Here is a 26,538-nt window from a genome sequence, read left to right on the forward strand (position 1 = left end):
GTTCCAGGTCGGTCGCTTCGTCCAAGCTAGGGTCTTCTAGCAGGTTTTGGAAGATCACGAAGCGGCCCGGCCTGCCCCCCTTGCCTATTCCACGGTCACGGACTTGGCGAGATTGCGCGGCTGGTCGACGTCGGTCCCCATCACGACAGCCGTATGATAGGCGAGCAGCTGCACGGGAATGGCATAGACCATTGGCGTGAAGGCCGCGGCCATGTCGGGCATGACGATGGTGACGAGCGAATCCACCGTCGCCTCCGCCGCACCCTTGGCATCGGTCATCAGGATAATGTTGCCGCCGCGCGCGGCGACCTCCTGCATATTCGAGACGGTCTTCTCGAACACGCGGTCGTGCGGCGCGATCACCACGACAGGCATGGTCTCGTCGATCAGCGCGATCGGACCGTGCTTGAGCTCGCCGGCGGCGTACCCCTCGGCATGGATGTAGGAAATTTCCTTCAGCTTCAGCGCGCCTTCGAGCGCCAGCGGGAAGCTGGTGCCCCGGCCGAGATAAAGCACGTCGCGGGATTTCGAGATCCGGTGCGCGAGCTTCTCGATCTGTGGCTCGGTGGTGAGCGCATCCGACATCAGGCGCGGGACCTCGACGAGGCCGTGGATGAGCTTGGTCTCGTCGTCAGTGGACAATTCGCCGCGCGCCTTGCCAGCGGCAATCGCGAGGTTGGCCAGCACCATGAGCTGGCAAGTGAACGCCTTGGTCGAGGCGACGCCGATCTCGGGACCGGCCAGCGTTGGCAGCACGGTCTCGCTCTCGCGCGCGATCGTCGAGGTCGGCACGTTGACGACGGCAATGGTGTGCGCGCCTTCGGCCTTGGCGTAGCGCAATGCAGCCAGCGTGTCCGCGGTCTCGCCGGATTGCGAGATGAAGATGGCGAGATCGCCCTTGCGCAGGGGGGCTTCGCGGTAGCGGAATTCGGAGGCGACATCGACCTCGACCGGCAGGCGCGCAAAGCGCTCGAACCAGTATTTTGCGACGATGCCGGCATAGCTCGCGGTGCCGCAGGCGGTGATGTTGATGCGCTGGATGTCCTTGAAGTCGAACGGCAGCTCGACGGGCAGCAAGACGCGTTCCGTCGCCATGTCGACATAGCGTGCGAGCGTATGCCCGACCACTTCGGGCTGCTCGTGGATCTCCTTCGCCATGAAGTGGCGGTAATTGGCCTTGTCGACCAGCGAGGTCGAGGCGGCGTGCTTGATCTTGTCGCGCTCGACGGCCTGGCCATCCTTGTCGAAGATCGTTGCGCTCTTGCGGGTCAGCACGACCCAGTCGCCATCTTCGAGATAGCTGATCGTGTCGGTGAACGGGCCGAGCGCGATCGCGTCCGAGCCGAGATACATCTCGCCGTCGCCATAGCCGATCGCAAGCGGCGGGCCGTTGCGGGCGCCGATCATGAGATCGCCGTCGCCGGCGAAGATGAAGCCGAGTGCGAAGGCGCCGCGCAAGCGCGCCAGCGTCAGCTTCACGGCTTCCACCGGTTTGCTGCCGCGCGAGAGCAGATCGTCGACGAGGTGCAGCACGATCTCGGTATCGGTTTCGGTGTGGAACACCGTGCCCTTCTTCTCGAGCTCCTCGCGCAGTTCGCGGAAATTCTCGATAATGCCGTTATGGACCACGGCGACGCGCTCGGTCGCATGCGGATGGGCGTTGTTGACGGTCGGCTTGCCGTGGGTGGCCCAGCGGGTGTGACCGATGCCGGTGGTGCCCTTCAGCGGTTCGGCTTCCAGCCGCCTCTCCAGATTCTTCAGCTTGCCCTCGGCGCGGCGGCGCTCGAGATGCTTGCCTTCAAGCGTGGCGACGCCTGCGGAATCGTAACCCCGATACTCGAGACGTTTGAGCGAATCCACCAATTGCACTGCAACCGGCTCGCGCCCGAGAATGCCAACAATCCCGCACATGCGGATCAATATCCCCCAAATCGTCGAAAAATCACCTAGACGACGCGTTCAGTTTTTAGCGAAGTTCCCAAGGAACCAGAAACTCAATAATTATAACGGATTGCGACAGCGTCTCGTGACTGCAATCCCTGGCCTGCGTCGATGTGGCCGGCCTTTAACCGCGCACATTAACCCGTTGTCAACAAATTTGACCAACGATTCGCCGCCAGGAGATCAAGGCCATGAAAGCCACGCCCGACCGAAAAGGTCTGTCATCGCTCTATCTGCGCGCCAGCGAGACCGAGGGCACGCATCTGGCTCATTGGCCGCCGCCTCAGCGCGGCAAGGAAAACAAGCCCGTCTTCATCAAGCATCCGGAAGGTGAGCCTGCGAAGCGCGCCAAGCCGCGCGGCTGGCGCCTGACGCGCGCCATCTTCTCCGAATTCGCCGACGACGAATAGCGCTGCTGATTCCGCCGGTTACTTCGCCGGCTTCTTGCCGCCCGTCTTCATCTCGCGATAGCGCGCCGCGCCGCCTTCCCTGATGGTCTGCTGATTGCGTTCCAGCGCCATCGCGTCATCGGGCACATCGCGCGTGATGACCGAGCCGGAGCCGATATAGGCGCCGTTGCCGATCTTGACCGGCGCGACCAGCGAGGAATTGGTGCCGACAAAGGCGCCCTGCCCGATCACCGTCTTGTGCTTCTTGAACCCATCATAGTTGCAGGTGATGGTGCCGGCGCCGATGTTGGAATTGGCGCCGACGGTGGCGTCCCCGATGTAGGAGAGATGATTGACCTTGACGCCGGCCTCCAGCGTCGCAGCCTTGGTCTCGACGAAATTGCCGATGCGCGCACCGTCGCCAAGCGAGGTGCCGGGACGAAGCCGCGCATAGGGACCGATCGAGACGTTCTTGCCGAGCGTCGTCTGCACGATGTGCGAGAACGAGTGGATCACGGTGCCGTCGGCAATCGACACGCCCGGGCCGATCACCACGAACGGCTCGATGGTGACGTCCTTGCCGAACACGGTGTCGGCGGCGAGATAGACGGTCTCGGGCGCGATCAGCGTGACACCGGCCTCCATCGCGGCGTTGCGCAATCGCGCCTGCATCACGCTTTCCGCTTCCGCAAGCTGCGCCTTGGTGTTGATGCCGCGCACCTCGTCCTCGCTGGTCTCGATCACCACGGACTCCCATCCCTGTTCACGGACGATGCCGACGGCGTCCGTCAAATAATATTCGCCCTTCGAGTTCGCATTGCCGATCTTGTCCAGGATCGCGAGCGCGCGGCGTCCGTCGATCGCCATGACGCCAGCATTGCACAGATTGATCTTGCGCTCATCCGCGCTGGCATCGGCCTGCTCACGGATCGCGACCAGGCGGTCGCCCTCGACGATGAAGCGGCCATAGCCGGTCGGATCCGCCGCACGGAAGCCGAGCGCGGCGATCGCAGCGCCCTTGGCGAGCGGCGCGCGAAGCCGCGCAAAGGTCTCGGCCGAGATCAGCGGGGTGTCGCCGAACGCGATCAGGAGATCATCCACGCCGCGCGCGATCGCCTCGCGCGCCGCCAGGACCGCATGCGCGGTCCCGAGCCTCTCGCTTTGCACGAAGGTAAGGGCATCGGGCCGGATCCGCTTCGCTTCATCCGCGACAGCCTGGTGATCCGGACCGATCACGACCGCGAGCGCGGTCCCGGTTCCCTGCGGCGCGGCGCCGAGCACATGGGCAAGTAAGGTCTGGGAAGCTACCTGATGCAGCACTTTCGGCACGTTCGATCGCATGCGCGTGCCCTCGCCGGCGGCGAGAACGATCGTGAGACTTGAGCGGGCAGTCATCGCAATCCTGTCAAATAAGGCCGAATCGATCGTCACACCGGCGGGCGGGCCGGTATCGCCCGACCTGTCGCCTTGCTACCCCCGCAAACGCCCGGAATTCAAGTGCGCGTGGGTTTTCCTGTTAATGTTCCCTGATTGATTCGGGGAAGCCAGACAGGGCTGGGCACTCAAGGTTCATGGCAAAGGATTCCGACCCACTGGCGGATGCCTTCGGCGACAAGGAGACCGGCGGACTGTTCTCCGGACTTTTGGCCGAAGAAGGCTCGTTCGATCGACGCTTGCTGTGGCGGCTGGGCTCGTGGGGTGTGGCCGCGGTCGGCGCTGTCGTGGTCGCCGTGATGGCCAACCAGGCCCAGTTCGACTGGCGACGCGACCAGGTCGCCTCCGCCGATCTCGCCCGCCAGGCCGACCGGCTCCAGGCAATGACCAGGGAAAGCCAGCTCGAAGCGCGCCGGCTCACCTCTGCCATCGAGACGCTGAACGCCGATCGCGACCGGCTCTATGCGCGCGTCACAGTGCTCGAGCAAGGGCTCGATTCCGTCACTGGTGCGATCGCGAAGCAGACCGCAACATCGCCACCGGCGTCCGAGTCGAAACCGCAGGACACGCCCGTCGCCGCCACGCCGCCCTCGGCTCCGGTGCCTGAAGTCGCACCGGTCGCCTCGACCGCAGCCTCGCTCGTCGACAGGCCGCGTACAGGCGCCGGCAAGGAGACCAAGGAAAATGCGAAGGACAGTTCGAAAGAGGCTGCCAAGGCTCAGCCGAGTCCGCCGCCGCAGACCGCTGCTGCGGCCTCGCTCGTTCCGCAGTCGCCAGTGACGACGTCGGCGCTGCCGATTCTTCCGCTGGTGCCATCGAAATCGATCATGGCGCCGCCCGATCCCGCCGCATCGAAGCTAATTCAGCCAGATCAGACCGACACGGCTACCGAGAAGAAGCCCGAGCTGCCGCCCGCCCCGACCGAAGTCGCTGCGGTGCCGGCCAAGCCGGCGGACGCCGCTGAAGCCCAATCGCCTACTATTTCCGTCCAGCAGACGCGCTTTGCCATCGACCTTGGCGCCGCTAATTCGATCGACGGCCTGCGCGCGCTCTGGCGTGGCCTCTCCAAATCCAATCCGGAGATCGCGGCGCTCCGGCCGATCATCATGATCAAGGAAGGCAACACCGGTCTCGGCATGCAGCTTCGCCTTGGCGCGGGTCCCCTCATCAACGCTGCCGCCGCGGCAAAACTCTGCGCGGGTCTCGCCGAGAACGATCGCCATTGCGAGACCACGGTGTTCGACGGCCAGCGCCTGTCGATGCGCGGCGGATCGGAGAAGGGGCAAGAGAAGTCTCAGGACCGTGTTCAGGAGAAGAACGCGGAGAAGAATGAGGACGTGGCCCCCAAAACTGAAACCGCGCCAGTGCCCTCGCCGAGCGCAAAGCCCGAGAAGCCGCAGCGACACCGCGGCTACTCTTCCAAGCGCGCGTCGAAGCGCGAGGAGCCCGCGCCGCCACCTGCGGCACCGCCCGCGGCGGTCGCCCCCAAGCCCGAGACCTCGTCGGCGAGTTCGACGATATCGTCGTTCTTCAGGCGATAGCGCTGACCGCCAGCGGCCCTGTGACGGCGGGTTGGACCAGAAAATCGACTTTGCCGGTTGCTCCCTCTCCCCTTCGCGACCATATTGCCCGCATGACAAAAAAGCCGTTCCGCCTTACGCCCTATCAGGTGCAGTTTCTCCTCGTCGTCGGTTTCGTCACCGTCGGCTGGGCCCTCTATGTGCGCTATCTCGCGATCGAGTTCTCGCAGGTGGCATTGGCCTGCGATGCCGGCCTGCAGACCATGATCTGCAAGGCGCGCTCCGTGTCGACGTCCCTGTTCAAGAATTCGGTGTTCGGCATCGTCGCGCTGGTGATCGCGACGCTGAACCTGATGCGCCCCTCGATCGTGCTGCTCACGCTCGGCGTGGTCGCAGCCGGGCTCGGCATCGTGCTCTACAACATCGTGCTGTCGGGCCTTGCGATCGGCCTGCTCATCCTTGGCTTTGCTCGGCCCGCGCCCGCCACAGCGTGAGCGCGAACAAGAGATAGATCGCGCAGGTCCACATCGCCTGCCAATTGTCGCGGCCTTCGTTCAGAAGCACATAGGCCGCCGACAGCGCCAGCAGCCCTGCGAACACCGCTTCCGCGATCGGGCGAAGGCCGATCTGAGGACGATTCAGCATCAGCAGTGCGAACGGCACAACGGCCATCGTCAGCGAGGCATAGGGGAAGTCGCGGTAGCGCGGATCGAACACGAAACCGAGCGCGGTCTCGGCCGCGATCACCGACGTCACCGCCAGGGTCAGGCAGAGCACGGCCGAGAGCTTCGACCATTTCCGGCCCTCGCGCGGACCGAGCAGGTCGAGGAAAGTCGGCAGGCTGCGGCCGATGACGAGCGCCTGCGCACAGAAGATCGGCGAAAGGATGCCGGCGAGCAGCAGCGCGCCCCATTGCAGCCAGCCGCCCCAGCCGTAGCTCTCGTAATACATCTTGTCGGCGGCGATTCCGAGCAGGATGCCCGCTGATGTCGCCGAGATGCCGACGCCGAGCCAGGCCGAGAAGCGCGGCGTCCAGGGACGGCGCCGCAGCGTGAGGCCTGCAACCGCGAACACCAGTACGCTGAGGCCCATGCCTGCCCCCATGTACCATTTCCAGAAGGGGAAGTTGCTGATCGGCTCGCCCGGCGGATATTTCAGATGCCGCCGCACCGAATCGAGCAGGCCCCAATAGCCTCCGACCGTACCTTCGAGCCGCCGCTTCCACGGCTGGTCATAGGCCTCGATCAGGTTGACCCGAAACTTCTGCGCCTTCGCCAGCGCCAGGATCTCCGAGACGATGCGCGCCTGGTTGGTGCGGGACGGCAGCGCACCTTCGCGCATGCGGCCTTCACTCGGCCAGCCGGTCTCACCGATCAGGATCTCCTTGCCGGGAAACGCCACCGCCATCCGCTCGCGGATCGCTTCGACATGGGCAGAGGCGAATTTCGCCTTGACCGGCATATCCTCCCAATAAGGCAGGATGTGAATCGTGATGAAGTCGACGGCGTCATAGACCTCGCGGTTCTTCAGCCAATACTCCCAGACATCGGCATAGGTCACGGGCACGGTGACCTGCGCCTTCACCGAGCGAATGATCGCGATGAGATCCTGCGTCGTCATCTCTCCGCGCAGCAGCACCTCGTTGCCGACCACGAGCGCGGAGATGGTGTCGGGGAATTCCTTGGTCAGGCGGATAGCGGTCGCCACCTGGGCAAAATTCTTGGCGCGGTTGCTGCCGAGCCAGATGCCCTGGATCACCTTCAGCCCTCCGACCTTGGTCGCGACCGCCGGCACCTGGTCGAGGCCATTTTCAATGGAGTACGTGCGCACGCAGTCGGTGATCTCTTTGAGCTGGCGCAGGTCCTGCTCGATCTGGTCGGCCTCGATGTGGGTCCATGCGTTCAGCGGCGTCTGCTCGCCGCGGAACGGCGCATAGGAGACGCATTGAACCTTGTCATTGGGATCGATGGGCGCGCGTGCAAGCGTGATTGGCGTGGCCAGCCACCACCACACGGCAGCAATTGCACCCAGGGAGACGAGCAGGAGCGCCAGGGGCGTACGAAGAGAAATTGGTTCCGTCCTCCGCGAAGGAGCCGTCGATTACCTGCTCGCACGCCATCTGCCAAGGGGGCGCCGCGCCCGTCCCACCATCTGCCGGGCGAATTAACCTGCGGCCCTTCGACATCGAGGCAGGATCGTGACTTTGCTGGACAAAAATCCAAATACAGGCCATGGCATTCCGCAGGGCTTTTCCGCCGCATTGGAGACCCATTTGGACGCCATCACCATCGCGTCCGCGAGGTCCCTTTCCGCGGGCGGTCATTGAGAAATTGGGGAATTCATGCGGCGACGGGTGTTCGAGTCACGAAATGCGGTCCTGCGGCAGTTCGCCGCCACTTTGGCCGTCTCCTCCCTTGTGCTCCTGGCCACCCTCGGCGGTGCCTCCGCCCAGAGCGGCACCCCGGCTCCCGATCAGGGCAAGACTGCGGCCCAACCCGCTGATGCCGCCAAGGAAGCGACCGCCCAGAACCAGCGCCGCACTGACGAGTTCGCCGAAGCCGCCCAGGCCATCAACGGCCCGGCCGGCAACCCCGAATGCGTCTGGCTCGGCCGTCGCGTGGTGCGGCTGATGTGGCGGGACGACCTCGATACCGCGTTCCGCCATCTCGACCTCTATGACCGGTTCGGCTGCCCCGGCGGCCATATCCAGGCTGCGTTCCGCTGCCTGACCCGCTTTGGCGCGCAGATCGATCCCAAGGTCGCCGAGACCCTGGACAGCCGTGTGCATGCTTGCTGGATCAATCCTGCTGCCCAGCCGCAGCAGGCAGCCGCTGCGGCCTCGGCGCCGCCGGCCCCCACGTCAGGCAACGCGCAGCCCCAGCCCGCCGCAAGTCCCGCGCCTGCGGCAAGCCCGTCGCCCGCGCCCCAGAAATAGTCGCGATCGTTTCAGCTGCCGTTCAGGAACGATCGGCAATAGAGGCGGTTGGCACTGCCAGCTTCCAAAATGCCATGCCCTCATAAGGACATGAGGCCATGACAGTTGTGAAACGGTGCGGCAGAGGTATGCTCCATTTGCCGCGGACTTGGTCGGATCTCGGGGTCGGATCCGCTTCCCTGCCCCCTCAGCCCCTTTTGGTTTAGCCGCGATGCGCGTTGTCGCCGCCGTTCTGTTGCTCGTGTCCGTGCTCCACGCCGGCGTCTGGGGGGTCCTGCGCGACAAGGAACCCGCGCCCGATTTCAAGGGGCTGTTGCCGAGTCTGTCCTATACGCCATTCGAACCGGGACACGTCGTCGACATCAACGTCGACCCCGACAAGATTCGCGCGGACATGAAGAAGCTCTCGACCCTCACGCGAGCGATCCGGTCCTACTCCGCGACGGAAGGCAACGAGCTGGTGCCGCCGATCGCCGCCGAGTTCGGCCTCAAAGTCACGGTCGGCGCCTGGATCGACAAGGACGAGGATCGCAACGAGCGGGAGATCAAGGCTGCCATCGAGCTCGCCCGCAAGAACAGCAACGTCAACGGCATCGTGGTTGGCAACGAGGTGATCTTCCGCGGCGAGCAGAAGGTCGAGGACCTCATCGACAAGATCAAGAAGGTCAAGAGCGCGGTCCGCGTTCCCGTCACGACGGGCGAGATCTGGAACATCTGGCGCGATTTTCCGGACCTTGCCTCCAGCGTCGATTTCATCGCCGCTCACGTGCTGCCCTATTGGGAAAACTTCCGATCGGACCAGGCGGTCGACCAGGCCGTGGACCGCTACAACCTCCTGCGCAATCTCTTTCCCGGCAAGCGCATCGTGATCGCCGAGTTCGGCTGGCCGAGTGCCGGCTACAATTTGCGCAATGCAGATCCCGGCCAGTTCCAGCAGGCGCTGACCCTGCGTAACTTCGTCAGCCGCGCGGAAGCTCTCGGCATGGAATACAATATCGTCGAGGCGATCGATCAGCCCTGGAAATTCTTCGAAGGCGGCGTCGGCCCCTACTGGGGGATCCTCAACGCCAATCGCGAGCCGAAATTCGCCTGGACGGGTCCGGTCGAGAATTCCGACTATTGGAAGCTGATGACGATCGCGCTGCTGGTCGGCATCCTGCTGTCATTGCCGATCATGCGGCTGCCGCAGCCGACCGCCGCGCAGGCATTCCTGCTCGCGGTCACCGCCAACGGCGTCGGCGCCTGGGCTGCGACCGTGTTCGCCTATTGGAACGGCCACTATTTCCTGTTCGGTTCGGCCTTCGCGCTGACGCTCGGCATGATCCTCCTTGTTCCCCTTGTCCTCATCGCGATGGCCCGCGTCGACGAGATCGCAGCCGTCGCCTTCGGCCGGCCGCCGCAGCGTCTGCTTTCGAAGGGCAAAACGGTCGAGAACGTGCCCGAGAACTACTATCCCAAGGTCTCGATCCATATCCCCGCCTATTTCGAGCCGGTCGAGATGCTCAAGCAGACGCTCGATGCGCTGTCGCGGCTCGACTATCCGAACTACGAATGCGTCGTCATCATCAACAACACGCCGGATCCTGCGTTCTGGCAGCCGATCCAGGACCATTGCCGCGCGCTCGGTGAACGTTTCAAGTTCATCAACGCCGAAAAGGTGCAGGGCTTCAAGGCCGGCGCGCTGCGCATCGCGATGGACCGTACCGCCGTCGATGCCGAGATCATTGGCATCCTCGATGCCGACTATGTCGTCGAGCCGGACTGGTTGAAGGACCTCGTGCCTGCTTTCGCCGATCCGCGCGTTGGCCTCGTTCAGGCGCCCCAGGAGCACCGCGACGGCGACCTGTCGATCATGCACTACATCATGAACGGCGAATATGCCGGCTTCTTCGACATCGGCATGGTCCAGCGCAACGAGCTCAACGCCGTCATCGTGCACGGCACGATGTGCCTGATCCGCCGCGCCGCGATGGACATGGCCGGCGGCTGGTCCTCCGACACGATCTGCGAAGACTCGGATCTCGGCCTTGCGATCCAGGAGCTCGGCTGGACCACGCATTACACCAATCACCGCTACGGTAAGGGGCTGCTCCCCGACACCTACGAGGCTTTCAAGAAGCAGCGCCACCGCTGGGCCTATGGCGGCCTCCAGATCGTGAAGAAGCACTGGCGGCAATTCCTGCCCGGAAGGAGCCGGCTGACATCAGACCAAAAGCGCGAATACGGCCTGGGCTGGCTGAACTGGCTCGGGGCCGAGAGCCTCGGCGTCGTCGTCGCGCTCCTCAATCTCGTCTGGGTGCCGATCGTCGCGTTCGCCGACATCGCGATCCCCGACAAGATTTTGACGCTGCCGATCATCGGCGCCTTCATCGTCTCGCTGGTGCACTTCCTGTCGATGTACCGCGCGCGCGTCGCGATCAAACCGGGCCAGATGCTGGGTGCAATGGTCGCGGCGATGAGCGTGCAATGGACGGTCTCGCGTGCGGTCGCGCAGGGCCTGATCACCGAGCACATCGCGTTCGCCCGCACGTCCAAGGGTGGCCTGTCGAGGATGTCGATCGAGTTCCAGGCGTTCTGGGAGGCCGTTATCGGCACCCTGCTCCTGGTCGGCGCCGGCGTGCTGATCGCCTCCAACAGCTCCCGGCAGATCACCGAGATCTATATCTTCGCAGGCGTCCTGGTGCTGCAAAGCCTGCCGTTCCTGGCCGCCGTCGCCATCGCCATCCTCGAGCTCAGCCGCATCAACTCGTTCCAGTTCTGGCGCGACAGCGCGATCCGCACCGCCGAGCTGATCGGCCTGCGCCCCGTCGCCCTGCCGACATCAGGCAATGCGCAGCCGGTGCCGAGCGAGGTGCGGCGGGAGGCGAACTGACGGGATGGATTTCACGCGGTTAGGCCTCGTGATCAAAGTCACGAGGTCTTTGGACGTGGATGACAGTCCGCCAAACAAGTTCAAAACTCCGCCCTAAGCTTCGGAAGTGACAATAAAATCCGCTCCACTGCCGTGTGTTTTGGCAGCCATCCCTGCTATTGACCTCAGCGCCCCATCCCCCTACACAGCGCGGGCCGAAAGCATGATCCGGAAACAGCCGGTTTTCCCCGCGACGCGAGCCGAAGCGGCAAGACATGCTTCTCGAATGTCCGAAGACGATGGCGATCGACCGTAAAGCCATCAGCGGCCATGGGAGCGCGTAGCTCAGCCGGTAGAGCACGTGACTTTTAATCACGGGGTCCTGGGTTCGAGCCCCAGCGCGCTCACCAAGTAAGCCCCTGAAAATACTTATAGTATATCGAAAATTAAATCACGGTGCCTAGACCTTTCGTGACCTTCGGGTAACGCAGGGGTAACAAACTTCCCGAACAAAGATGTACAACTTTGCGCATGTTCAGGCAGAAACAGGCGGCGTCGGGGCTATCTGAGTCGCCGCGTCGAGCTGACCGGAACGGACGGGCAAACTGAATGACCGCACCAAATCCTAAGAGGCAACGGGCTGCGTGGGCAGCAATTGATGATTTAGCGTCCGACGCGGAAAACGTGTCGGTGATCCATTATTCCTGCGAAAGCTTCTACGACCGACCCAACGGGGCATCGCCTCGCATCACCTCTGTTGCCGTCCGCAAATTGGACACCGGCCAGACGTTGTCATTCTCGATTCATCAGGTGGCGGAGCGAGAGGGCATCCCCTTTGCCGAGATTGAGGCGAGCTATGACAAGCTCGAACGCATGATGCTCGACGCCTTCTTTGAGCATGTGGGCAGCCACAAGGGGATGAAATACATCCACTGGAACATGCGGGACATCAACTATGGTTTTGCGGCCATTGAGCACCGCTACCGCGTCCTGAAAGGCGAACCCAAAATCATCGATGACGACCGGAAATTCGACCTCGCCCGGTTGCTCATAGACATCTATGGCCCGGGCTATACCGGGCACCCCAGATTGGAGACGCTCCTAGAGCAGAATCATATCTCACCTCTCAATTTTCTGAGCGGCAAGCAGGAAGCGGAAGCTTTTGAGAACCGAAATTATGTTGGCCTGCACCAATCCACGCTGAGCAAGGTGGACGTTGTCAGCAACCTCTTTGGCAGAACGGCGGATCGACAGCTTAAAACCAACACGACCTGGTGGGAGATGCATGGCGGGAAGCTACACGGCGTCGTGCAGTGGCTAGCCGAAAACAAGATAGTCGCGCTGGCGCTTGCCGTGGCAGGCGTCGTCTTGGGTCTAATCGCGTTGAAGTTCAGCTAGGCGGAGCCGGGGAAGCGCTCAGCCCCAGGGCACGACCTTCACCGGCCGGACGAAAGTTTGCGCCCGCACTGGTAGTATTATCAAAGCTGCTCTGCTTTACTGATGCGCAACCCATAAAGAGTTGACGCCAATGGCAAAGCCCCCGAACAAAGCGCCCCGTCCGCAGGGTAGCGAATATCAGTTCAGGATTGACGCCTATAGCCCGGCCACCATGCCAATGGGACGGCTAGCTCAGTACATGGCCGAATTAGCGACCTTGCTCGGCGAGCGGGACGCGGTGCACTTTCGGGGCCTCACGAAGGGCAGCACAATCCTAAATGCGCGTGTGGACCGGGAGGCAATGCCTAAGGTCCGCGCACGCGTGGTAGCCGTACGCGCGGGGGATGCTAGCGGTGATACTCAGCGGGCGTTCAACAACCTGAACAAGCTTCTTAGGGCTGACAATGCGGTCGGCGTGCTGCGTGACGCCGCGCCCCGGGGGGTTGTTGTCCGCTTTCCCGGCCGCGACGTAGCCGAGGAAAAGTTCACCGTTAAACAGCAAGGCTCGATTGATGGCATTGTCACCGGCATTCGCGGCAAAGACAGCTCCATCCACATAACGCTGCAATCCGAAACTCAACAAATAAGCGGCTGCGAAACTACGCGCGCGATAGCAAAACAGCTCGGAGCCAAGCTCTTTGAGCCTGTGCGACTGTTCGGCAAGGGCAAGTGGACTCGCGATGCGGATGGCACTTGGACACTTGAGAACTTCCGGGTGGAAAGCTTTGAGGCTCTCCGCGAGACACAGCTTACCGACGCGCTCGCCGCCCTACGCGACATCCCCACGGAATGGGGAGACGACGCGTATCAGGAGCTGATCGATATGCGAAAGGGACCGGGAGGCAGCAAGAATGGTGGTCATTGATTCCACTAATCTCTTACTGCTACTGCGCCCTGGTACCCGCGTTCCCAATGGCGCGGACGGTGCCCCCATCGTCCGCCCTCGGGATAGAATCCAGTACTTGGTGCACCGGCTGAGTCAGGACAAATCGAAAATCATCATACCGACGCCCGCGCTTAGCGAGGCCCTAGTCACGGCCGGGCCGGAAGCCTCTCAGAAAATCGTAGAGGACTTGCAGAAATACGCTGTGTTCGCAATCGAGCCATTTGATACCCGCGCTGCTCTGGAAGCCGCAGCGATGCTGCGCGCAGCGCTTGCAAACGGAAACAAGCGCGGCAACAGCAAAGCGCCATGGCAGAAGGTGAAAGTTGACCGTCAGATTGTCGCCATCGCGAGGGTTCACGGCGCGACCGAAATTTATTCCGACGATGGAGACGTTGCCACGCTTGGGGCGCTCGCGAAGATCAAGGTCATCAGCTTGTCTGATTTACCCTTGCCGCCTGAAAAGGCTCAGCTCAGTTTAGAACTCGAACCGGCCGCCGATAGCCTCCCGGATCAACAATAAAAAAAACAAAACGAACAAGGGGGCGGCCGAATGTCGTGGGATGACCACCAACTCAAACTTACGCGCGATGCAAGGCTCTTGTCGGCAAGTCCCGATCAGGTCTTCTCGGAATTGAGGGACATCTCCAAAGAGATACGTACAAGCCTGCTCATGTCGGGATCAGACGGCATTGAACCGCTGTTGATCGAACGTGGTCAGCCGCTGATCAATCTGGGTCTCGCCTGCTACTGCACCGACAAGAGCGTCTTTGTCGCGCTGTATAATCACGGTCGCGGAGCCCCAGCGGACAAAGCTGACGAAATATATCGCCGTGGTCTTTTGCTCGGCTGCCTTTCCAATGCGACGATACAGAAGGCGCACTTGATTTTTGACTTCCCTCGCGAGCTGATCGGCGACGACGAATTCGAGCATATATTAGGAGAGAGCGAATACGGTCTGGCGGAAACTCTCGTTCGAAATCCTGCGGTGTCCGACAAACTGTTGGAGCAGCTATACAAGCGAGAAGGAGCATTCGCGAGCGTGCCGGATCAACGCCTCGCGACGCTGGTCCATTGTTCGCGCGAGAACGAACGCCTAAACACCAACGATGACGACGATTACAGTCCCGACTTGGGGCACTTCCGCATTCATAATGCGATCCTACAGCTTGTCGAAACCGCGCCAGTAAGCCCACTCTGGAGAACGGTTCTCTTTGATCTTCTCAACAATCTGAACCCCTTGCACGTTGCCCGGACTGAGCGACTGCAAGATATTTTGCAGCGATGGGTGTCACTCGACATCAGGGACAGAAGTGATGAAGAAAGGACGGGGTTGTTTGCTGAGAACGTTTCGATGACGGACGAATTCCGCTGTGTCATCGCCTCACTCTACGGAACGGCGTTGAAGGACAATGAGATGCGGGCCGCGTCGAAATCAAATGACGTTGCGATGCGAGCTGCCTACTACGGAAACAGCAAGCTAACCGTAAAAGAGATGCGGACATCATTTGAGCGCGACGGCAGCGCCTTCGTTCTCGCGGCAATCCGCAACCGTAGCATTCTCTTCGGCCGCGATCAGCGCCAAGCCTTTGAGGAGGAAATGCTAAGCCGGGATTTCAGCTTTCAGTATGGCAAAATCATAGACATGCTTCGGAAGGAATACCCGTACGTCGAGCCCTACAAGCAGCGATAAATTTCTGCGCCTTCGGATGGAAAATGGATTTTTCAGCCTTCATCATAGCGGCCGCCGCATTGGCTGTCGGCATCTACATTGGCCGCCAATCTCAAAAGGCCGCGCTCGGTTCACTGGTCCGCACAGCCGACCGAAAGGCCTCAGCAGCCGATGAGGCAAACGACCGATACCTTGAGGTGCTGCAACGGGAGTTGGCGAACATCATCGCCCGCGATAATCCGGACAGGATGATTGCGCTCTACCGAAAAGCGCAAGCACAAGAGCGCGAGATGCTGAAGGCTGACAAGGCGCGCGTCCAAGCTGAGCTGGCCGCCCTCACGCACAAGTACCCTGTATATGAAGACTTCGACAAAATCGGCACGAAGCATTTTGTCCCGTACAGCGGCGAGCCGCTTTGGGGCGAAGAGGGCGAGCTTTCCGACGCCTATCTCGACATCTCGAAATTTTTGATCCTCGGGAGAATACAAGACGGGCGTTCGTACAGACCTGTTTTCCCGGAAGACGACGAGAAGAGCTTTCGACGCTGCATGCAAGAATTGAAGGACCAGACGTTCAGGGCCTCGCTCAATGACGCCGTCGACAAATACTATCTGGCGCGTAGAGTGGCCGAACAGTCAGATTCCCAAATGCACGATTACGAAGATCAGCAAATAGGCGTGTTTCATCTTCCGTCCTATGCTGATGTTCGCTACGGCATCCACCTAAAGAAAACGGACGAATACGGCGTGTATTCGTTCTTTGTCCATGACGATGGCAAGATCAGCTCGCGTTATGCTCGGTCTGATGCAACATTCCAGAACGAAATCGGGTTGTATCTCTGAGCATCTACGCTGGAAGGGCGGAACGCACAAATGGTGAAATGGGTCTATAGAACTCGCGCCGATCAGGCTCAGATTATTCCGGCCCCAAAAGGCTTCGCTCTTATGTTCGATGGTGAAGCGTTAGGAAACTACGCCTCGCCCGCTGCGGCAGCAGAAGATTTGGCTAACGGAACATCCTTCTGGCCATCCGCTGGCGACCCCTCTGAGATGGGCATCCCGGAGGACATCGCCGAGTGGCAGCGCGTCCCATAACACTCAGCTAGGCCGATTGCTCGGAGCACGCTTTGATGCATCGACGAAAGCGTGCCCCACGTCACCTAGCTCAGCCTTAAACTGAATTTCTATCTGGCCGTCTTGACCCTTACGGACGCGAACGAGATGACGGCGGCCTTCGTCGAGAGCAGACGCAAGGGTGTCTTGCATCTGCTCCGCAGTTAAGCCCCGCCCCCATATGTGACGCGTGACTACCAGCTCCATGAGCCGAGCTAGGTCTTCTCGATTACTGTCCGTTTGATCTGCCATGAACAATCCTGTAGCCACGCGAATACTTCTTCAAGACTGTAAGACTGTTCGACTGGCGGGTCGCCCGGCAACTCGCCAGCCACTCTCAGGACGAAGTCAACGTCAGACTTACGGTACATGCGGTCCTGTAGCTCGAACTCTTCAAGCGTGACTGGATTACAATCGTGGTAGTGCCTTGTAGCGATTAGTTGCATTGCCCTCTTGCCCCAAACAATGATGCGTCTCGTCTGTTGCAAAGACGCCGATTGCCGTCAAAGCATTTATTTCGAAGGCAATGGCGTTTGGTATTAGATGTAGGTTACGAATCTCACAGCTTCAGCCGTCGTATCGAACAAGGCCCGAGAGCGCTACGCGTTTCGGGTAGCGCTTCAACAACTCTTGCGACCGCCTTCGCCCGAGGCATCTTTCCAAGAATCTATCGCCACAATAGCAGACGACCGCCTGAACCGCGGCGTGCGGAATGTACTGTCGGCGCGACGCCACATAGGCCAAGCCGGGCAAGATCATGTCCGGCAACGAGTCGATCAGCACAAGGGCGTCAAGCGAGGTCTCACACTCGCGCAGCCGCGCGAGCGCTGGGACCAAGATATCTAGAGAAGGCTCATACGTTGCGCCTTGGCGCGGCGCGTATTGGATGCGCTCCACCACTATCGAGCCTCCCTTGCCCTGCCGAGCATCACGACCGGAGCAGCGATGCGGGAAACGCCATCATCTTGCACGTCTTTGATTTCGTACAGCGAGCGGTCGCAAAGTCGCATGATGCGATAACCCTGACTGAGCGGAAACGGCAGCACGCCGTAGCCAAACGAAAAGACGGGCTTCGACGTGCTGACAATCGGACTGATTGAATGGCCGGAAGCAATCCGGCCACTGTTCTCGCCCATGATTACCTGCTCCGCCCTATTGGTGAAAACCGCCGTGACCGTCACCGCCTTCGACGGATCGGGCACAGCGGGGAAGTTTGGTACTGGCGTGCCAGCGTAAGGGGTAACTTCTACCAACTCACCCATGCTGTCATCTATCGCGGCGCTGACCTCCTGCATGGCAGCGCGCCAGTTGTTCGAATCTGGAAATAACATCTCTCTTCCTATTGTCCGCCCAATGCCGCGCCTTGGCTCGGTTTTGTGGCGTTGTCGCCGGGACCTTGCATACTTGTTCCAAGCCGCCCGTTGAGCGAGATCGTCGAGACGTTCTCCGCGCGCTTGATCAAAGACTCGAAGTACGAAGTCGGCCGGACTTCGAGTTGCAGGTTCTGATGCAGCTCGGCTGATCCAGTGACCGTGCCCGATACACTGACATCCTTGAAGCCGCTCGACTGCCCAAGCGAACGAATGGAGTCCTGCCAACCGCCCGACATCATGCCGCCATCACCGCCCTCCCGAAGGTATCGGCTTGAGGGGCTGTCCAGCATCGTCGGCTGAAACCTGTCGAACCGGCCCGGCTGCGGAACGGGCAGATCATCCCATATGCTTCGCTTCTTTCGGCCCGCCGCGTAGACCGCAACATCCGGGTTGGTCCAGTCGGCAATCACGTCGTCGAGCTGGTCGTCAGACATGCTGTCGATTTGCTTTTGCCGCATGTACAGCCCGGCCGCGCCTACTGCTCCCGCTGTCGCCAAGGCGCCCAGCCCCAAGGCCGTTCCTGCCACTGGAAGCGCAGTGACGGGCGGCGCAGCGCCCGATACGGCCGCCCGCCCTGCGAGAACCTGAAGTGCAGCCGACGCGGAATTGACGCTCCCAATGAACGTCACCATGCTGTAGGCGAGCCCGCCGCCAGCAGCCACGGTCGCGATGCCCGCAAAGATGCCAGCGGCCTTTTGGGCCTCAGGGCTCAAATTGGTAAGCGCGGTCGTGGCGGTCGTGGCTGCATTGGTGAGGCCGGTCAACCAGCCTTCGTTCGCCTTCACCATTGTATTGGACATCGCCTCAGCCGAAGCACTGAGCCTATCGACCGCAGCCGCCAAGCCTCGGTTCATCTCATCGGCCACTTTCTGAGCGTAGCCATCCGCGTGCCCCAGGTCGCCCTTCGCTTCAGCGAACTTGTCCCGCTCCTGCAACAGCGCGACGCCGCGCGCCCCTTGCTTGTCGCCAAGGAACGCCTGCATCAGCATCGGATTGCCGGACTCAATGATGCGATTAAGCAGCGCCTCGCCCTTGAAGCCCTGCTTCGTAAAGTCGAAGTACTCGTTAGCCGCCCGAGTTAGGTTGCGCTGATCGGTCTTCGAGAGCTTGTCTCCGCTCTTCTCAGCGGCCTTCGCCACCATCTCGGCGTACTTGCCGCGATCAGACAGAATCTCGTCGCCATGCTCTTCAAGCTCGCTATTGATCTGCGCAATCGCTTCCTTGCTAAGTCGCTTCCCGAACGTCCGGGCCATCTTGTCGCTGAGGCCCTCGCCGCTCACAAGGCCGTGCGAGGCGAAGTCGTCGATATTGATTCCGTTCTGTGCCAGGACCTCCCGTCCCTTCCGCGTGGGGGCCATCTCTCTGGCGTAGAGCTGGCGTGCGAATACCCCGGCCTCAGAGCCCACGATGCCGCCACGACGCAAAGCCATACCCATTGCAAGGTTGACCTCGTGCGAAACACCGGCCGCGTTCGCAGCCGCCGCACTGTATTTTGTGAACTCCTTCACGTCCTCGAACGTCATGTTCGATTTCTTCGTCGCCACGGCCGCAAGGTCGTTAAGGTGTGTCGCTTTCCGCTGAGCGTCGGCCGGGCTGTCGAAATGAACGCCATACTGAGAGATCATCGACTCCATCAGCTCAGCGTTCTGTTCGGGCGTAACGCCCATCGCTTTCGCGCCGATAGCTGTGGGACGCGTGATCGCAAGATTGGTCGCCGCGTTGTACTTCAAGCGGCCGAAGGTCTCATGGGCCTTTTGGGTCGCCTCGACCGTAGCGCCATAAAGTGAAGCAAGCTCGTTTTGCTGCTTCCGCAGCGCGGCCATATCGGACTCGCTGTATCCGGTCCGCGCCCTGATGGACGTGTCTTCCCGCAGGTAGGGCAGCGCGTGCTTGATGGCATCAACGCCGCCGTGCACCATCTTCATCGCGGCGTAGCCCGCGACGGTGGCTGCAATGGCTTTATGCGCTGCGTGAACCTGATGCAGGATTCCAAGATGCTTCTGCGCTGCCGCGTTTGCCTGATTGAAGCTGTTGGCATACTTGCCGCCAAGATTGCCGCCGTCCAATTCCTTGGCGGCCTTCTCAGCTTGCTTCAACGTCGCGATTAGCTCGCGCACCTTCGGGCTCGCGAGATCGTTCGCTGAAATTGTTGCTGTAACGGAAGGATTGCTCACTTCCCCATCCCCTTAGTTTGGTCGCGGAGGAACTTGTCAAAGTCCGCGAATAGATCGGCGTATCGCATTAACTTGTGCAGCCGCATCGCCTCGACGGTGCGCACGTCGAGACGATTGGCACTGATCAATGAGGCGATCAGATACCGGGCTGTTCGGAAGGGTTTTTGTCTGGCACCAGCCCTAGGATTACGTTCGTGATGGCGCCGCGCAACCGCGTGAAGTCCGTCACAGACAGATCCTCCAATATCAGCTCGTCCACTCCTGTCATGTCGGCCGCGAACTGCACCATTGCTGAATTGTTGTAGATGTATTCGTAGCTCTCGGTCTCGCCCTTCGCGTTCTTGACCGGCCGGATCGTGAACGGGTCGCCGTGCTTGATCATCAGTCGGGCCTTTGGCGATTTGAGCTTGAGTTCTGTGACGACGCCGTCATGGGTCTTCAGCGGTGAGGTCAGTTTAAATGTTTCAGTCATGTTGTGCTGCCTACCTGCAAGCTAAGTTGTGTGGACGACTTTCGACGTATCGACTTCGAGCTGTGCTAGCAATCTGCTCAGCGGTGCTCCGGTCGTGGCGTGGGCGTCCAGAGCGCATTTCAGTTTCTTGGCTTCCTGTGTATGCCCGTGGCCGTTCATCTGAAGGGCATTGAACCTGATCTCAGCAAGCCGCTTCAACTTGTCAGGCTCGACAGTCGATACGGCGGGAGTCGGTTTTAACGCCACGGTCTGCGGCTTCGTCCAGCCGCGCGAGTGGTTGAACGCCTGCATGCTGCCTGCGATTTCAGCGCGCCGTGCGGCGCGAGGGTCGTCCTTGGTCGTCATGTTATCTTCCGTGGTTTCTACTTCTTCGACAGGCAGTCCGCGCAGAAACGCCCGGGCCTTGCCAACATCAAGGGTGGTTTGGTTGTGTGTGGATAGAAGCTCGGCAAGCGCAGCCGGGCGCTCCTGCGCCTCGGGAAGGCACGAAACCTGCGACTTCCACCTATTGAACGCGTCGAGTGCGGTGTTCGGCGCCGAACCTTTCGGAGTTTCGCCCACAATCGTGTAACCGAGCGCCTCAGCCCGGTCTCGTTTCATGCGCTCGCCATTGCCCAACAGGACGACGGACGGCGTATCATCCAACGGCAATGCCGTTTTCTTTTTGCTCATGTCTCTCTCTTATCTCACTCGCACAGCGCCGACACGGCTTGCGCCGCAGATCGCCTCAAGCCTCCGCACCTCATGCTGGAGCGTCTTGGCGTCACCCTTCTGGAATTCCAGCCACTGGTCGCCGTTGCGCACGACGGCTTTCACCTGTCCCGCCGCAAGCTGGTAGAACGCGGCGCGAAGCTGAGGCAGCAAAGCGCAAGGGTCCGTTACGGCGGCCACAGGGCTGCCGCTTCCGTTGCAATTACTCATTTCGTTTGGTCCTCCAGATCGCCGGGCCTTGCCGCCCCGCTCCGTGTAGTGCCTACCGCTGCGGGACCATTCAGGCCCGCTTCCACAAGCATGTCGCGCTCGGCCTTGCGCTGCGCGATAACGGTTTCGAGGTCGAGACCACGTTCGCCCAGCTTCTCTTCGAGTGTGCTGAGACCGCTGCTAATCTCCAGCGCATCCGCCTCAGCAGCTTTCATCTGATCGGCAACGGGCTTAGCGCTACCGCGCCACGCCGCCGCGGTGTACGCCTCCGGGCACTGCCAGAATGCGGGCGCTCCTTTTGGAAGCTTGATGCGGCCAGTCTCACATGCTTCTTCAAGCCACGCGGTGAACGTGCTTTGGTAAATGCGCTCCAGAATGTTCTGTCTTCGGCGCAGATTGATCCGCCAGGGCAACTCAAGGGCAAGCCTCGAAGCGGAGAAGCTGGTCTTCGAGTAGTCGCCGCTCACGTCCTCAGCACTGCCGCCGCTCGCCTTAGCGGCTTCACGCGCGAGCGACGCATCGAAGTCCGCGTATGTGCTGCTCGGAGCCTGCGGCCGATGAACGTGCATCTTGTCGCCGCGAAGCAGGTGGTTGATTACGCCGGGGTTCAGATCGACCTTCACGTTATTGTAGAAGTCGATTTTCGCTTTCGCCCAATCTTCCGGGGAAACGCCCTTCGGTGCTACAATCCCCGCAAGCGGGTCTTCCGCGTTGAGCGAGCCTAGGGCCTGCTCGCGCGGCAAATCAGATTCGATGCTGACGGCCAACATGCTCTGCACCAATGCGCTCGCCAGCGAGAACTCGCGCAGCGTGGCCTTGCTGTGAGCAGGGGTTAGTGCCGCAGCGAGTGGGCTCATACCGCGCACTTGCCCGGGCACTAGCAGGTCGAACAGATGCCCAACCCGTGGGCGCCCCCAAGACGTAGTCGCAGCCACGTATTGGGCTTGCGGCGCTGAGGCGAAGCTCCCCAGGATGAACTTTCGAATATGATATCCTTGGAGGCGGCCGTTCTGATCGAACTGCACGCCTTGCATAATCGAGGCGTTCCCGTTGCCCTCTGCGACGCGCGTAATGCTCTGGTCGAGCTGGCGGCTATCGAGAAGGCACACTTTGGTCTGGGTCCTCGCACCACGCGCCGCGACCCAATCCAGCGTGAAGAGCGTTTCACCCGTCAGCAGGTAGCTGCGAAAGCCAGCCGCCGCAAGCTGATGCAGGGAATGTCTGCCCGACGCGTCTGCTTCGGTCGCGCTGTTACACCATTGAGTCCACGCGGTTTCGATTTGATGCGCGAGGCTACGCGCCTCTTCCGGGCTAATGCCGAGCATTTCCGCGCAAGGGCGTGACGAAAGGGTAAGCCCGTTCCCAACGGCGTAAGTGACGTAGTTCTCAACGAGAGTGCTGACAACCGGGTTGCTGAAGAGCAAATCGAGGTTCAGCTGAGAGACAATCCCGCGCTCTCGACTGATCTCACTCCCGGGCGTACCGTAAAAGGGCTGCCAGCCGTTGAGATACCCGGAAGTCATCGGCCTCAGGCCATTGCTGTAACGTGCCCAAATAGTCGAGGGTTTCCCGTCCGTGCCGTCGAGGATGCCCGCTGAGGGAGCAGTCACGCCTTCAAGGGGCGGAATTATCGCCAGCGATTTGGCGCTCGCGCCGAAGAAGGCGCGAAACTTGTCTGCGATTGCCATTGAATGGCTCCTTACTTGGTGGGCTTCGTCCAACCCTTTTCGGCGTTGAACGCCGCGACGCTCTGCCCCAGCTCCCGCAGTCGCGCGGCCTTCGGGTCATTCGACACTTCGACGGCTGCGCCGCCCAAACCAATCGGGCCTTCCTTCGACATGGCTTCGAGGTAGGGGTTAGCTGAGGGAGCGTCGGCAAGAATCCCGATAGCCGTTTCAGCGTCCAGCACGCTATACAGCGCAAGCTTCTGCGCCATGGCCGGGTTGCGCTTGCCTTCTGCGCTTTCAAGAATTGCGGCGACGCGCAAGCGCTCCGCGGCGATAGCCGCATTTTCGCTAGGCGCAACGGCTTTACTAGGTTTCGTCATTGTTGGTTTGCTCCTGATAGTGCAGCCAGCTTCTTGATGCTGTCTGCGAAGGTTTGGGTGGGCTTAGTGGGTTGTGCTTGCGACCGCACGGCGGCTTGCCGTTGCGAAACAACTCGGGATGCCGCTAGGGCATAGCAGAGCCCGTCAAGCGGCTCGTTTCGGCGAACGACGCGCTCGAAATACTTTCGGATAGCGCCGCCCACCTGTTTTGAGCGAAGTTCTTCGCTGGCAAGGCCTTCGTAGTAATCGAGGTCCAGGTGATCAGGGACTCTGATCTGTCCGGACACAAGGGACTGACCAACGATCAACTTCGCGGTGTCAGAGCCCACGATCATGACCGGGAGTCCTGATCCTCGAAGTCGATTGCCCTTTGCTATAAGCGCTCGCTCGAAGCCGCCGCGCCCGACCAGGGCGAACGCGCTCCTAGATTTGCGCTGTTGTGACCGCACGTACTCCGCGACTTTGTCGGTATTGAAACCGGCGTCGACCGCTTGCACCGATACCGGCAGCGTTCTGCCATCGATGAGTTGGAACGTGGCACCGGCCGCTGCGTCGAGTTTCTGCCAGACTTCGAGGTCAGACGTTGAGCCCGGCAGGCGCAAATGATTGAGCACGGTGTAGGTCTCGTCCGCATGTGCCGCGAGATAGGTCAGCTCAACGCGATCTGTCTGCACGTCGCATCCCATCGTTACATGGGTGATGTCGGCAGCGTATGGCGGCTTAACACTCACAGCCTGCGCTCTGAGATCATCCGGGTTGACGTTGAACTCGACGTTCGCCTCGTACATCCGAGCAAGGGTCGTGTTGTACCAAGCCGTTTTGGCTTCCGGCGTCGTGGCCTCTTCGAAGGATTGCACCACGCTTGCCATCGTGCTGAACAGCGAGGACAGCTCATCAAGGTGATAGCTGCGAATTCCCGGCTCACCTTTTGCGGTCGGCTTCCAAAAGCCCTCCCTGATCATTTGGCGTCGCGTGTGTTCATCCTGGACCGCCCCGCAGGCTGCGCAGGCGTGATACGCGGTCGAAGGCACGCCCGCATCCCATCGCAGGCTTTCGAACTCAAGCGGGGCGGCGTGATTGCACTCGCGGCATGTGACATGAAAGCGTCGCTTATCGCCCCGTTCGTACCACGCATTAATGCGGCTTGACCGTGACGTTGGCGTGCTGACAAAGATCAGCTTTCGGCCTCGGCCTTCGTATGTCTTGGTTCGCTTCACAGCGAGCGCCAAAGGATCGCCTTCGGTCCCTGCACTGATGGCGAAGCGGTCCACCTCATCAGCAAACACGTATTTAACGGCACGAGCGGCGAGCTGGTCGGGGCGATGCGACGATACGAACGCGATCTGTCCGCCCGGGAAACTCTGCAAGCTGAGCGAATTCGCCCCGCCTCCACTTCCCTTGCGGGTGTGTTGTCCCCGGCCGATCAAGTCCCGCAGGGCGGGTGACCCGTCAACGAGCGGCTGCCAGCGCTCGCGAACGAACTCTTCAGCGCGGTCATTGGTCGGCGAGACGTGCAGTACGGGCGCGGGGTTGCAGTCCACGATCCAACTTAGCATCGCATTGACACTCGCCGATTTACCCACCTGCGACGCCAATTGCAGAATGATGAACTCGACTTCCGGGTCCGCTATGCTGTCGACTATCTCGCGCTGGTAGCTAGTGAGACGCAGCGGCCCCGGTTGTGCGTTCGCGCTGGCGGGGAGATAGATTTCAGCTTCAGCGAATGTGCTCGGTTTGACTATCTGCGGCGGCGACCAAGCGCGCAGCCACTCGCGCGCAATGTCGTGCGGCATGTGTTCTCCTTAGCTCAACGCATCTCGCTCCAGCGCATCCCAAAATCGTTCTTCGTCAGCGCAGACACCGAGCGCAGTACGGATTTCGACTTCAACGATATCGGCGATTTTTGCCCTGTCCGTCAGCCCCGCCACCAAGTCGGCGATGCGGTGCGACGATGCGAGGAGCGCTCCGCGCGCTTCTGCAATGATGCGAATTCCCACGTCACGGACAGCGGCGCGGTCGACAAGCTCGCCCGCGAGCTGTGCCGCTTGAATGGCCGCCTTCCGCGCTGCTGCTTCTGCAAGCCGTGCTTTTGCTGCGGCCAGATCGGACCGCGCTTCGTGCGCGCCCTCCCCACGACCGTTCGCTGCATGGTCCAGAGACTTCGACTTGTCGACGATGGCCGCTGCGAGCTGATGCGCGGCCTCAAAGCTGACTGCCTTCGCATCATGCCCGGCTTGCTCGACAGCGCGGCGGACGGATCGCGGATCGATGCCAAGCGCCTCTGCCGCGCGGGCAATCGGGCCTTCGGGCCTGCCCATGTAATTCACTCCTGCGCATTTGCATATCAAGCCGCAACCGTCCGGCCGCTGCGTTGCGACCCGCGTAGGTTAGTCGGCTATGAAAATTCAATGATTTCAAGCGAGAGAAATGCGGCAGCGGCCCGCAGTGGTCAACCGCAGCGCCCCAGGGGGACCCATCGGCGCTTGGATGCCGCTAACGAAGGCGATAGCCATCCCGCATCTGCATAACTCGACCAGCTTGAAGCGTTGGCCGCAACGCTGGCGTACGGCCCAGCGATGGACGCGCGCCACGCCCGACAGAGTATCGTCTCACCCTCTGCCGGACGCGGCGCGCTAATCGGCGCGAGCGTATCGACTCGTATCAGCGCCGGATTGCTAGTCAGTGTCGGGCGGCGCCGAATACGGCAAGCCTTCCGCCAGCAACTGCTTCTGGATTTCTTGCGGTAACCGCTGCGCTAGTTGCGCGTTAGCTTCCTTTCGCCAAGCTTCCTGTACCGGCCCCGCTTGTCCCATCGCGGTCGCGGGATGCTCGGCATAGACTCCTTTGATCGGCAAATGGGAGCGGCTCGTTCGATAGGCGACGAAAGAGCCGCCCTTCGCATTCTTCACAAGGAAAGCGTGGCGTACGTTGAGAGAGGTCGACCCACCACCGCCCAAGCGGTGCGTTGACGCCTTGAGTCCATCAGCTCCGATTGATGCGCCGCTAACACGCATGATGCCGATGCGCTTTTTGACGGTCGTAAAGCTCGCGGAAAGGGAACCTTGCGTGCTGCGCTTGATCTTGCCGACAGCGTCTTTGATGTAGCTCTCACTGACGCCAATGTCCGCCGCGATCTTCTTTAGCGCAACTTTGCGCGCGGCTGTCGCTGATTTGTCAACTGCACGGCGGATCGCATTAACGATGCCGCGAGATGAAAGCACTTCCGCCCACTTTTCCAGAGCCGATCCATCTAATTTGACGTTGAGGTCCATCCCTCAGGCTCCCAGGTCGTGGGCTTGCTATGCTCCGCTATACACTTGGTGAACTGTTCGCACTGCTCGACTAAGCGCGAGACAGGAGACCCGGGCGCCATGCGA

The 26,538-nt window shown here is 61.1% G+C and carries 24 protein-coding genes and 1 tRNA gene; 12 read left to right on the forward strand and 13 right to left on the reverse strand.

Features of this window, described 5'->3' with window-relative positions; all coding sequences use genetic code 11:
• Positions 1–84: 84 nt before the first annotated feature.
• Entirely contained in the window at positions 85–1,911 is a 1,827-nt protein-coding gene (gene glmS, locus BM374_RS07010; protein ID WP_092290435.1) for a glutamine--fructose-6-phosphate transaminase (isomerizing), read from the reverse strand.
• A gap of 221 nt (positions 1,912–2,132) precedes the next feature.
• Between glmS and BM374_RS07015 the strand changes: the two genes are divergently transcribed.
• On the forward strand, positions 2,133–2,351 hold the full coding sequence (locus BM374_RS07015; protein WP_092290437.1) for a hypothetical protein: 219 nt from the start codon (positions 2,133–2,135) through the stop codon (positions 2,349–2,351).
• Positions 2,352–2,369: 18 nt separating this feature from the next.
• On the opposite strand, the gene glmU is transcribed toward BM374_RS07015, so the two are convergent.
• Entirely contained in the window at positions 2,370–3,725 is a 1,356-nt protein-coding gene (glmU, locus tag BM374_RS07020) for a bifunctional UDP-N-acetylglucosamine diphosphorylase/glucosamine-1-phosphate N-acetyltransferase GlmU (protein WP_092290439.1), read from the reverse strand.
• Positions 3,726–3,901: 176 nt separating this feature from the next.
• On the opposite strand from glmU, the gene BM374_RS07025 reads away from it, so the two are divergent.
• Positions 3,902–5,305, forward strand: a complete 1,404-nt coding sequence (locus BM374_RS07025) for a hypothetical protein (RefSeq protein WP_092290441.1) — start codon at positions 3,902–3,904, stop codon at positions 5,303–5,305.
• Between the two features lie 92 nt (positions 5,306–5,397).
• Complete coding sequence (locus BM374_RS07030) at positions 5,398–5,778, forward strand: hypothetical protein (RefSeq protein WP_092290443.1); 381 nt, start codon at positions 5,398–5,400, stop codon at positions 5,776–5,778.
• On the opposite strand, the gene BM374_RS07035 is transcribed toward BM374_RS07030, so the two are convergent.
• A complete protein-coding gene (locus BM374_RS07035) occupies positions 5,738–7,297 on the reverse strand; it encodes a glycoside hydrolase family 17 protein (protein WP_092290445.1) in 1,560 nt (519 codons plus the stop codon). The genes BM374_RS07030 and BM374_RS07035 overlap by 41 nt on opposite strands.
• A 328-nt stretch (positions 7,298–7,625) precedes the next feature.
• Between BM374_RS07035 and BM374_RS07040 the strand changes: the two genes are divergently transcribed.
• The 9 genes from BM374_RS07040 to BM374_RS07080 all read left to right on the forward strand — a co-directional run bounded on the left by BM374_RS07040 (position 7,626) and on the right by BM374_RS07080 (position 16,156).
• A complete protein-coding gene (locus BM374_RS07040) occupies positions 7,626–8,219 on the forward strand; it encodes a beta-1-3, beta-1-6-glucan biosynthesis protein (protein WP_092290447.1) in 594 nt (197 codons plus the stop codon).
• Between the two features lie 211 nt (positions 8,220–8,430).
• Positions 8,431–11,091: a glycosyltransferase gene (locus BM374_RS07045; RefSeq protein WP_092290449.1), complete on the forward strand. Its 2,661-nt coding sequence runs from the start codon at positions 8,431–8,433 to the stop codon at positions 11,089–11,091.
• Between the two features lie 313 nt (positions 11,092–11,404).
• Positions 11,405–11,480: transfer RNA gene (locus tag BM374_RS07050), tRNA-Lys, on the forward strand.
• A gap of 199 nt (positions 11,481–11,679) precedes the next feature.
• Positions 11,680–12,468 carry a hypothetical protein gene (locus BM374_RS07055; RefSeq protein ID WP_092290451.1) on the forward strand — a complete coding sequence of 263 codons (789 nt, stop codon included), beginning with the start codon at positions 11,680–11,682 and terminating at the stop codon, positions 12,466–12,468.
• Positions 12,469–12,598: 130 nt separating this feature from the next.
• Positions 12,599–13,372 carry a hypothetical protein gene (locus BM374_RS07060; protein ID WP_092290453.1) on the forward strand — a complete coding sequence of 258 codons (774 nt, stop codon included), beginning with the start codon at positions 12,599–12,601 and terminating at the stop codon, positions 13,370–13,372.
• Positions 13,359–13,913 carry a PIN domain-containing protein gene (locus BM374_RS07065; RefSeq protein ID WP_092290454.1) on the forward strand — a complete coding sequence of 185 codons (555 nt, stop codon included), beginning with the start codon at positions 13,359–13,361 and terminating at the stop codon, positions 13,911–13,913. The genes BM374_RS07060 and BM374_RS07065 overlap by 14 nt, the downstream gene beginning before the upstream one ends.
• A gap of 30 nt (positions 13,914–13,943) precedes the next feature.
• Complete coding sequence (locus BM374_RS07070; RefSeq protein ID WP_092290456.1) at positions 13,944–15,083, forward strand: hypothetical protein; 1,140 nt, start codon at positions 13,944–13,946, stop codon at positions 15,081–15,083.
• Between the two features lie 23 nt (positions 15,084–15,106).
• Positions 15,107–15,904 (forward strand): hypothetical protein, encoded by a 798-nt coding sequence (locus BM374_RS07075; RefSeq protein WP_092290458.1) that lies wholly within the window; start codon positions 15,107–15,109, stop codon positions 15,902–15,904.
• Between the two features lie 30 nt (positions 15,905–15,934).
• A complete protein-coding gene (locus BM374_RS07080) occupies positions 15,935–16,156 on the forward strand; it encodes a hypothetical protein (RefSeq protein WP_092290460.1) in 222 nt (73 codons plus the stop codon).
• Positions 16,157–17,073: 917 nt separating this feature from the next.
• Here the strand turns inward: BM374_RS07080 and BM374_RS07100 are convergent.
• The 10 genes from BM374_RS07100 to BM374_RS07145 form a co-directional block, all read right to left on the reverse strand.
• A complete protein-coding gene (locus BM374_RS07100; protein WP_143270156.1) occupies positions 17,074–17,505 on the reverse strand; it encodes a hypothetical protein in 432 nt (143 codons plus the stop codon).
• Positions 17,506–17,513: 8 nt separating this feature from the next.
• On the reverse strand, positions 17,514–19,721 hold the full coding sequence (locus BM374_RS07105; RefSeq protein WP_143270157.1) for a phage tail tape measure protein: 2,208 nt from the start codon (positions 19,719–19,721) through the stop codon (positions 17,514–17,516).
• Between the two features lie 136 nt (positions 19,722–19,857).
• Positions 19,858–20,193 carry a phage tail assembly protein gene (locus tag BM374_RS07110; protein WP_092290471.1) on the reverse strand — a complete coding sequence of 112 codons (336 nt, stop codon included), beginning with the start codon at positions 20,191–20,193 and terminating at the stop codon, positions 19,858–19,860.
• 21 nt (positions 20,194–20,214) lie between these two features.
• Positions 20,215–20,865, reverse strand: a complete 651-nt coding sequence (locus BM374_RS07115) for a hypothetical protein (protein ID WP_143270158.1) — start codon at positions 20,863–20,865, stop codon at positions 20,215–20,217.
• A gap of 9 nt (positions 20,866–20,874) precedes the next feature.
• A complete protein-coding gene (locus BM374_RS07120; protein WP_177248158.1) occupies positions 20,875–21,057 on the reverse strand; it encodes a gpW family head-tail joining protein in 183 nt (60 codons plus the stop codon).
• A gap of 53 nt (positions 21,058–21,110) precedes the next feature.
• The gene (locus tag BM374_RS07125) at positions 21,111–22,802 is read right to left on the reverse strand and encodes a phage portal protein (protein WP_092290477.1); all 1,692 of its coding nucleotides are present in this window, start codon (positions 22,800–22,802) and stop codon (positions 21,111–21,113) included.
• Positions 22,803–22,813: 11 nt separating this feature from the next.
• Entirely contained in the window at positions 22,814–23,161 is a 348-nt protein-coding gene (locus tag BM374_RS07130; RefSeq protein WP_143270159.1) for a hypothetical protein, read from the reverse strand.
• Positions 23,158–24,954, reverse strand: coding sequence for a terminase gpA endonuclease subunit (locus BM374_RS07135; RefSeq protein ID WP_092290481.1), 1,797 nt, complete (start codon positions 24,952–24,954; stop codon positions 23,158–23,160). The genes BM374_RS07130 and BM374_RS07135 overlap by 4 nt, the downstream gene beginning before the upstream one ends.
• Before the next feature lie 9 nt (positions 24,955–24,963).
• Positions 24,964–25,479 (reverse strand): hypothetical protein, encoded by a 516-nt coding sequence (locus BM374_RS07140; protein WP_092290483.1) that lies wholly within the window; start codon positions 25,477–25,479, stop codon positions 24,964–24,966.
• 357 nt (positions 25,480–25,836) lie between these two features.
• Positions 25,837–26,433, reverse strand: coding sequence for a phage tail protein (locus BM374_RS07145; RefSeq protein ID WP_177248159.1), 597 nt, complete (start codon positions 26,431–26,433; stop codon positions 25,837–25,839).
• Positions 26,434–26,538 lie beyond the last annotated feature (105 nt).

The organism is Bradyrhizobium sp. Ghvi (assembly GCF_900115265.1).
Classification (GTDB): Bacteria; Pseudomonadota; Alphaproteobacteria; order Rhizobiales; family Xanthobacteraceae; genus Bradyrhizobium.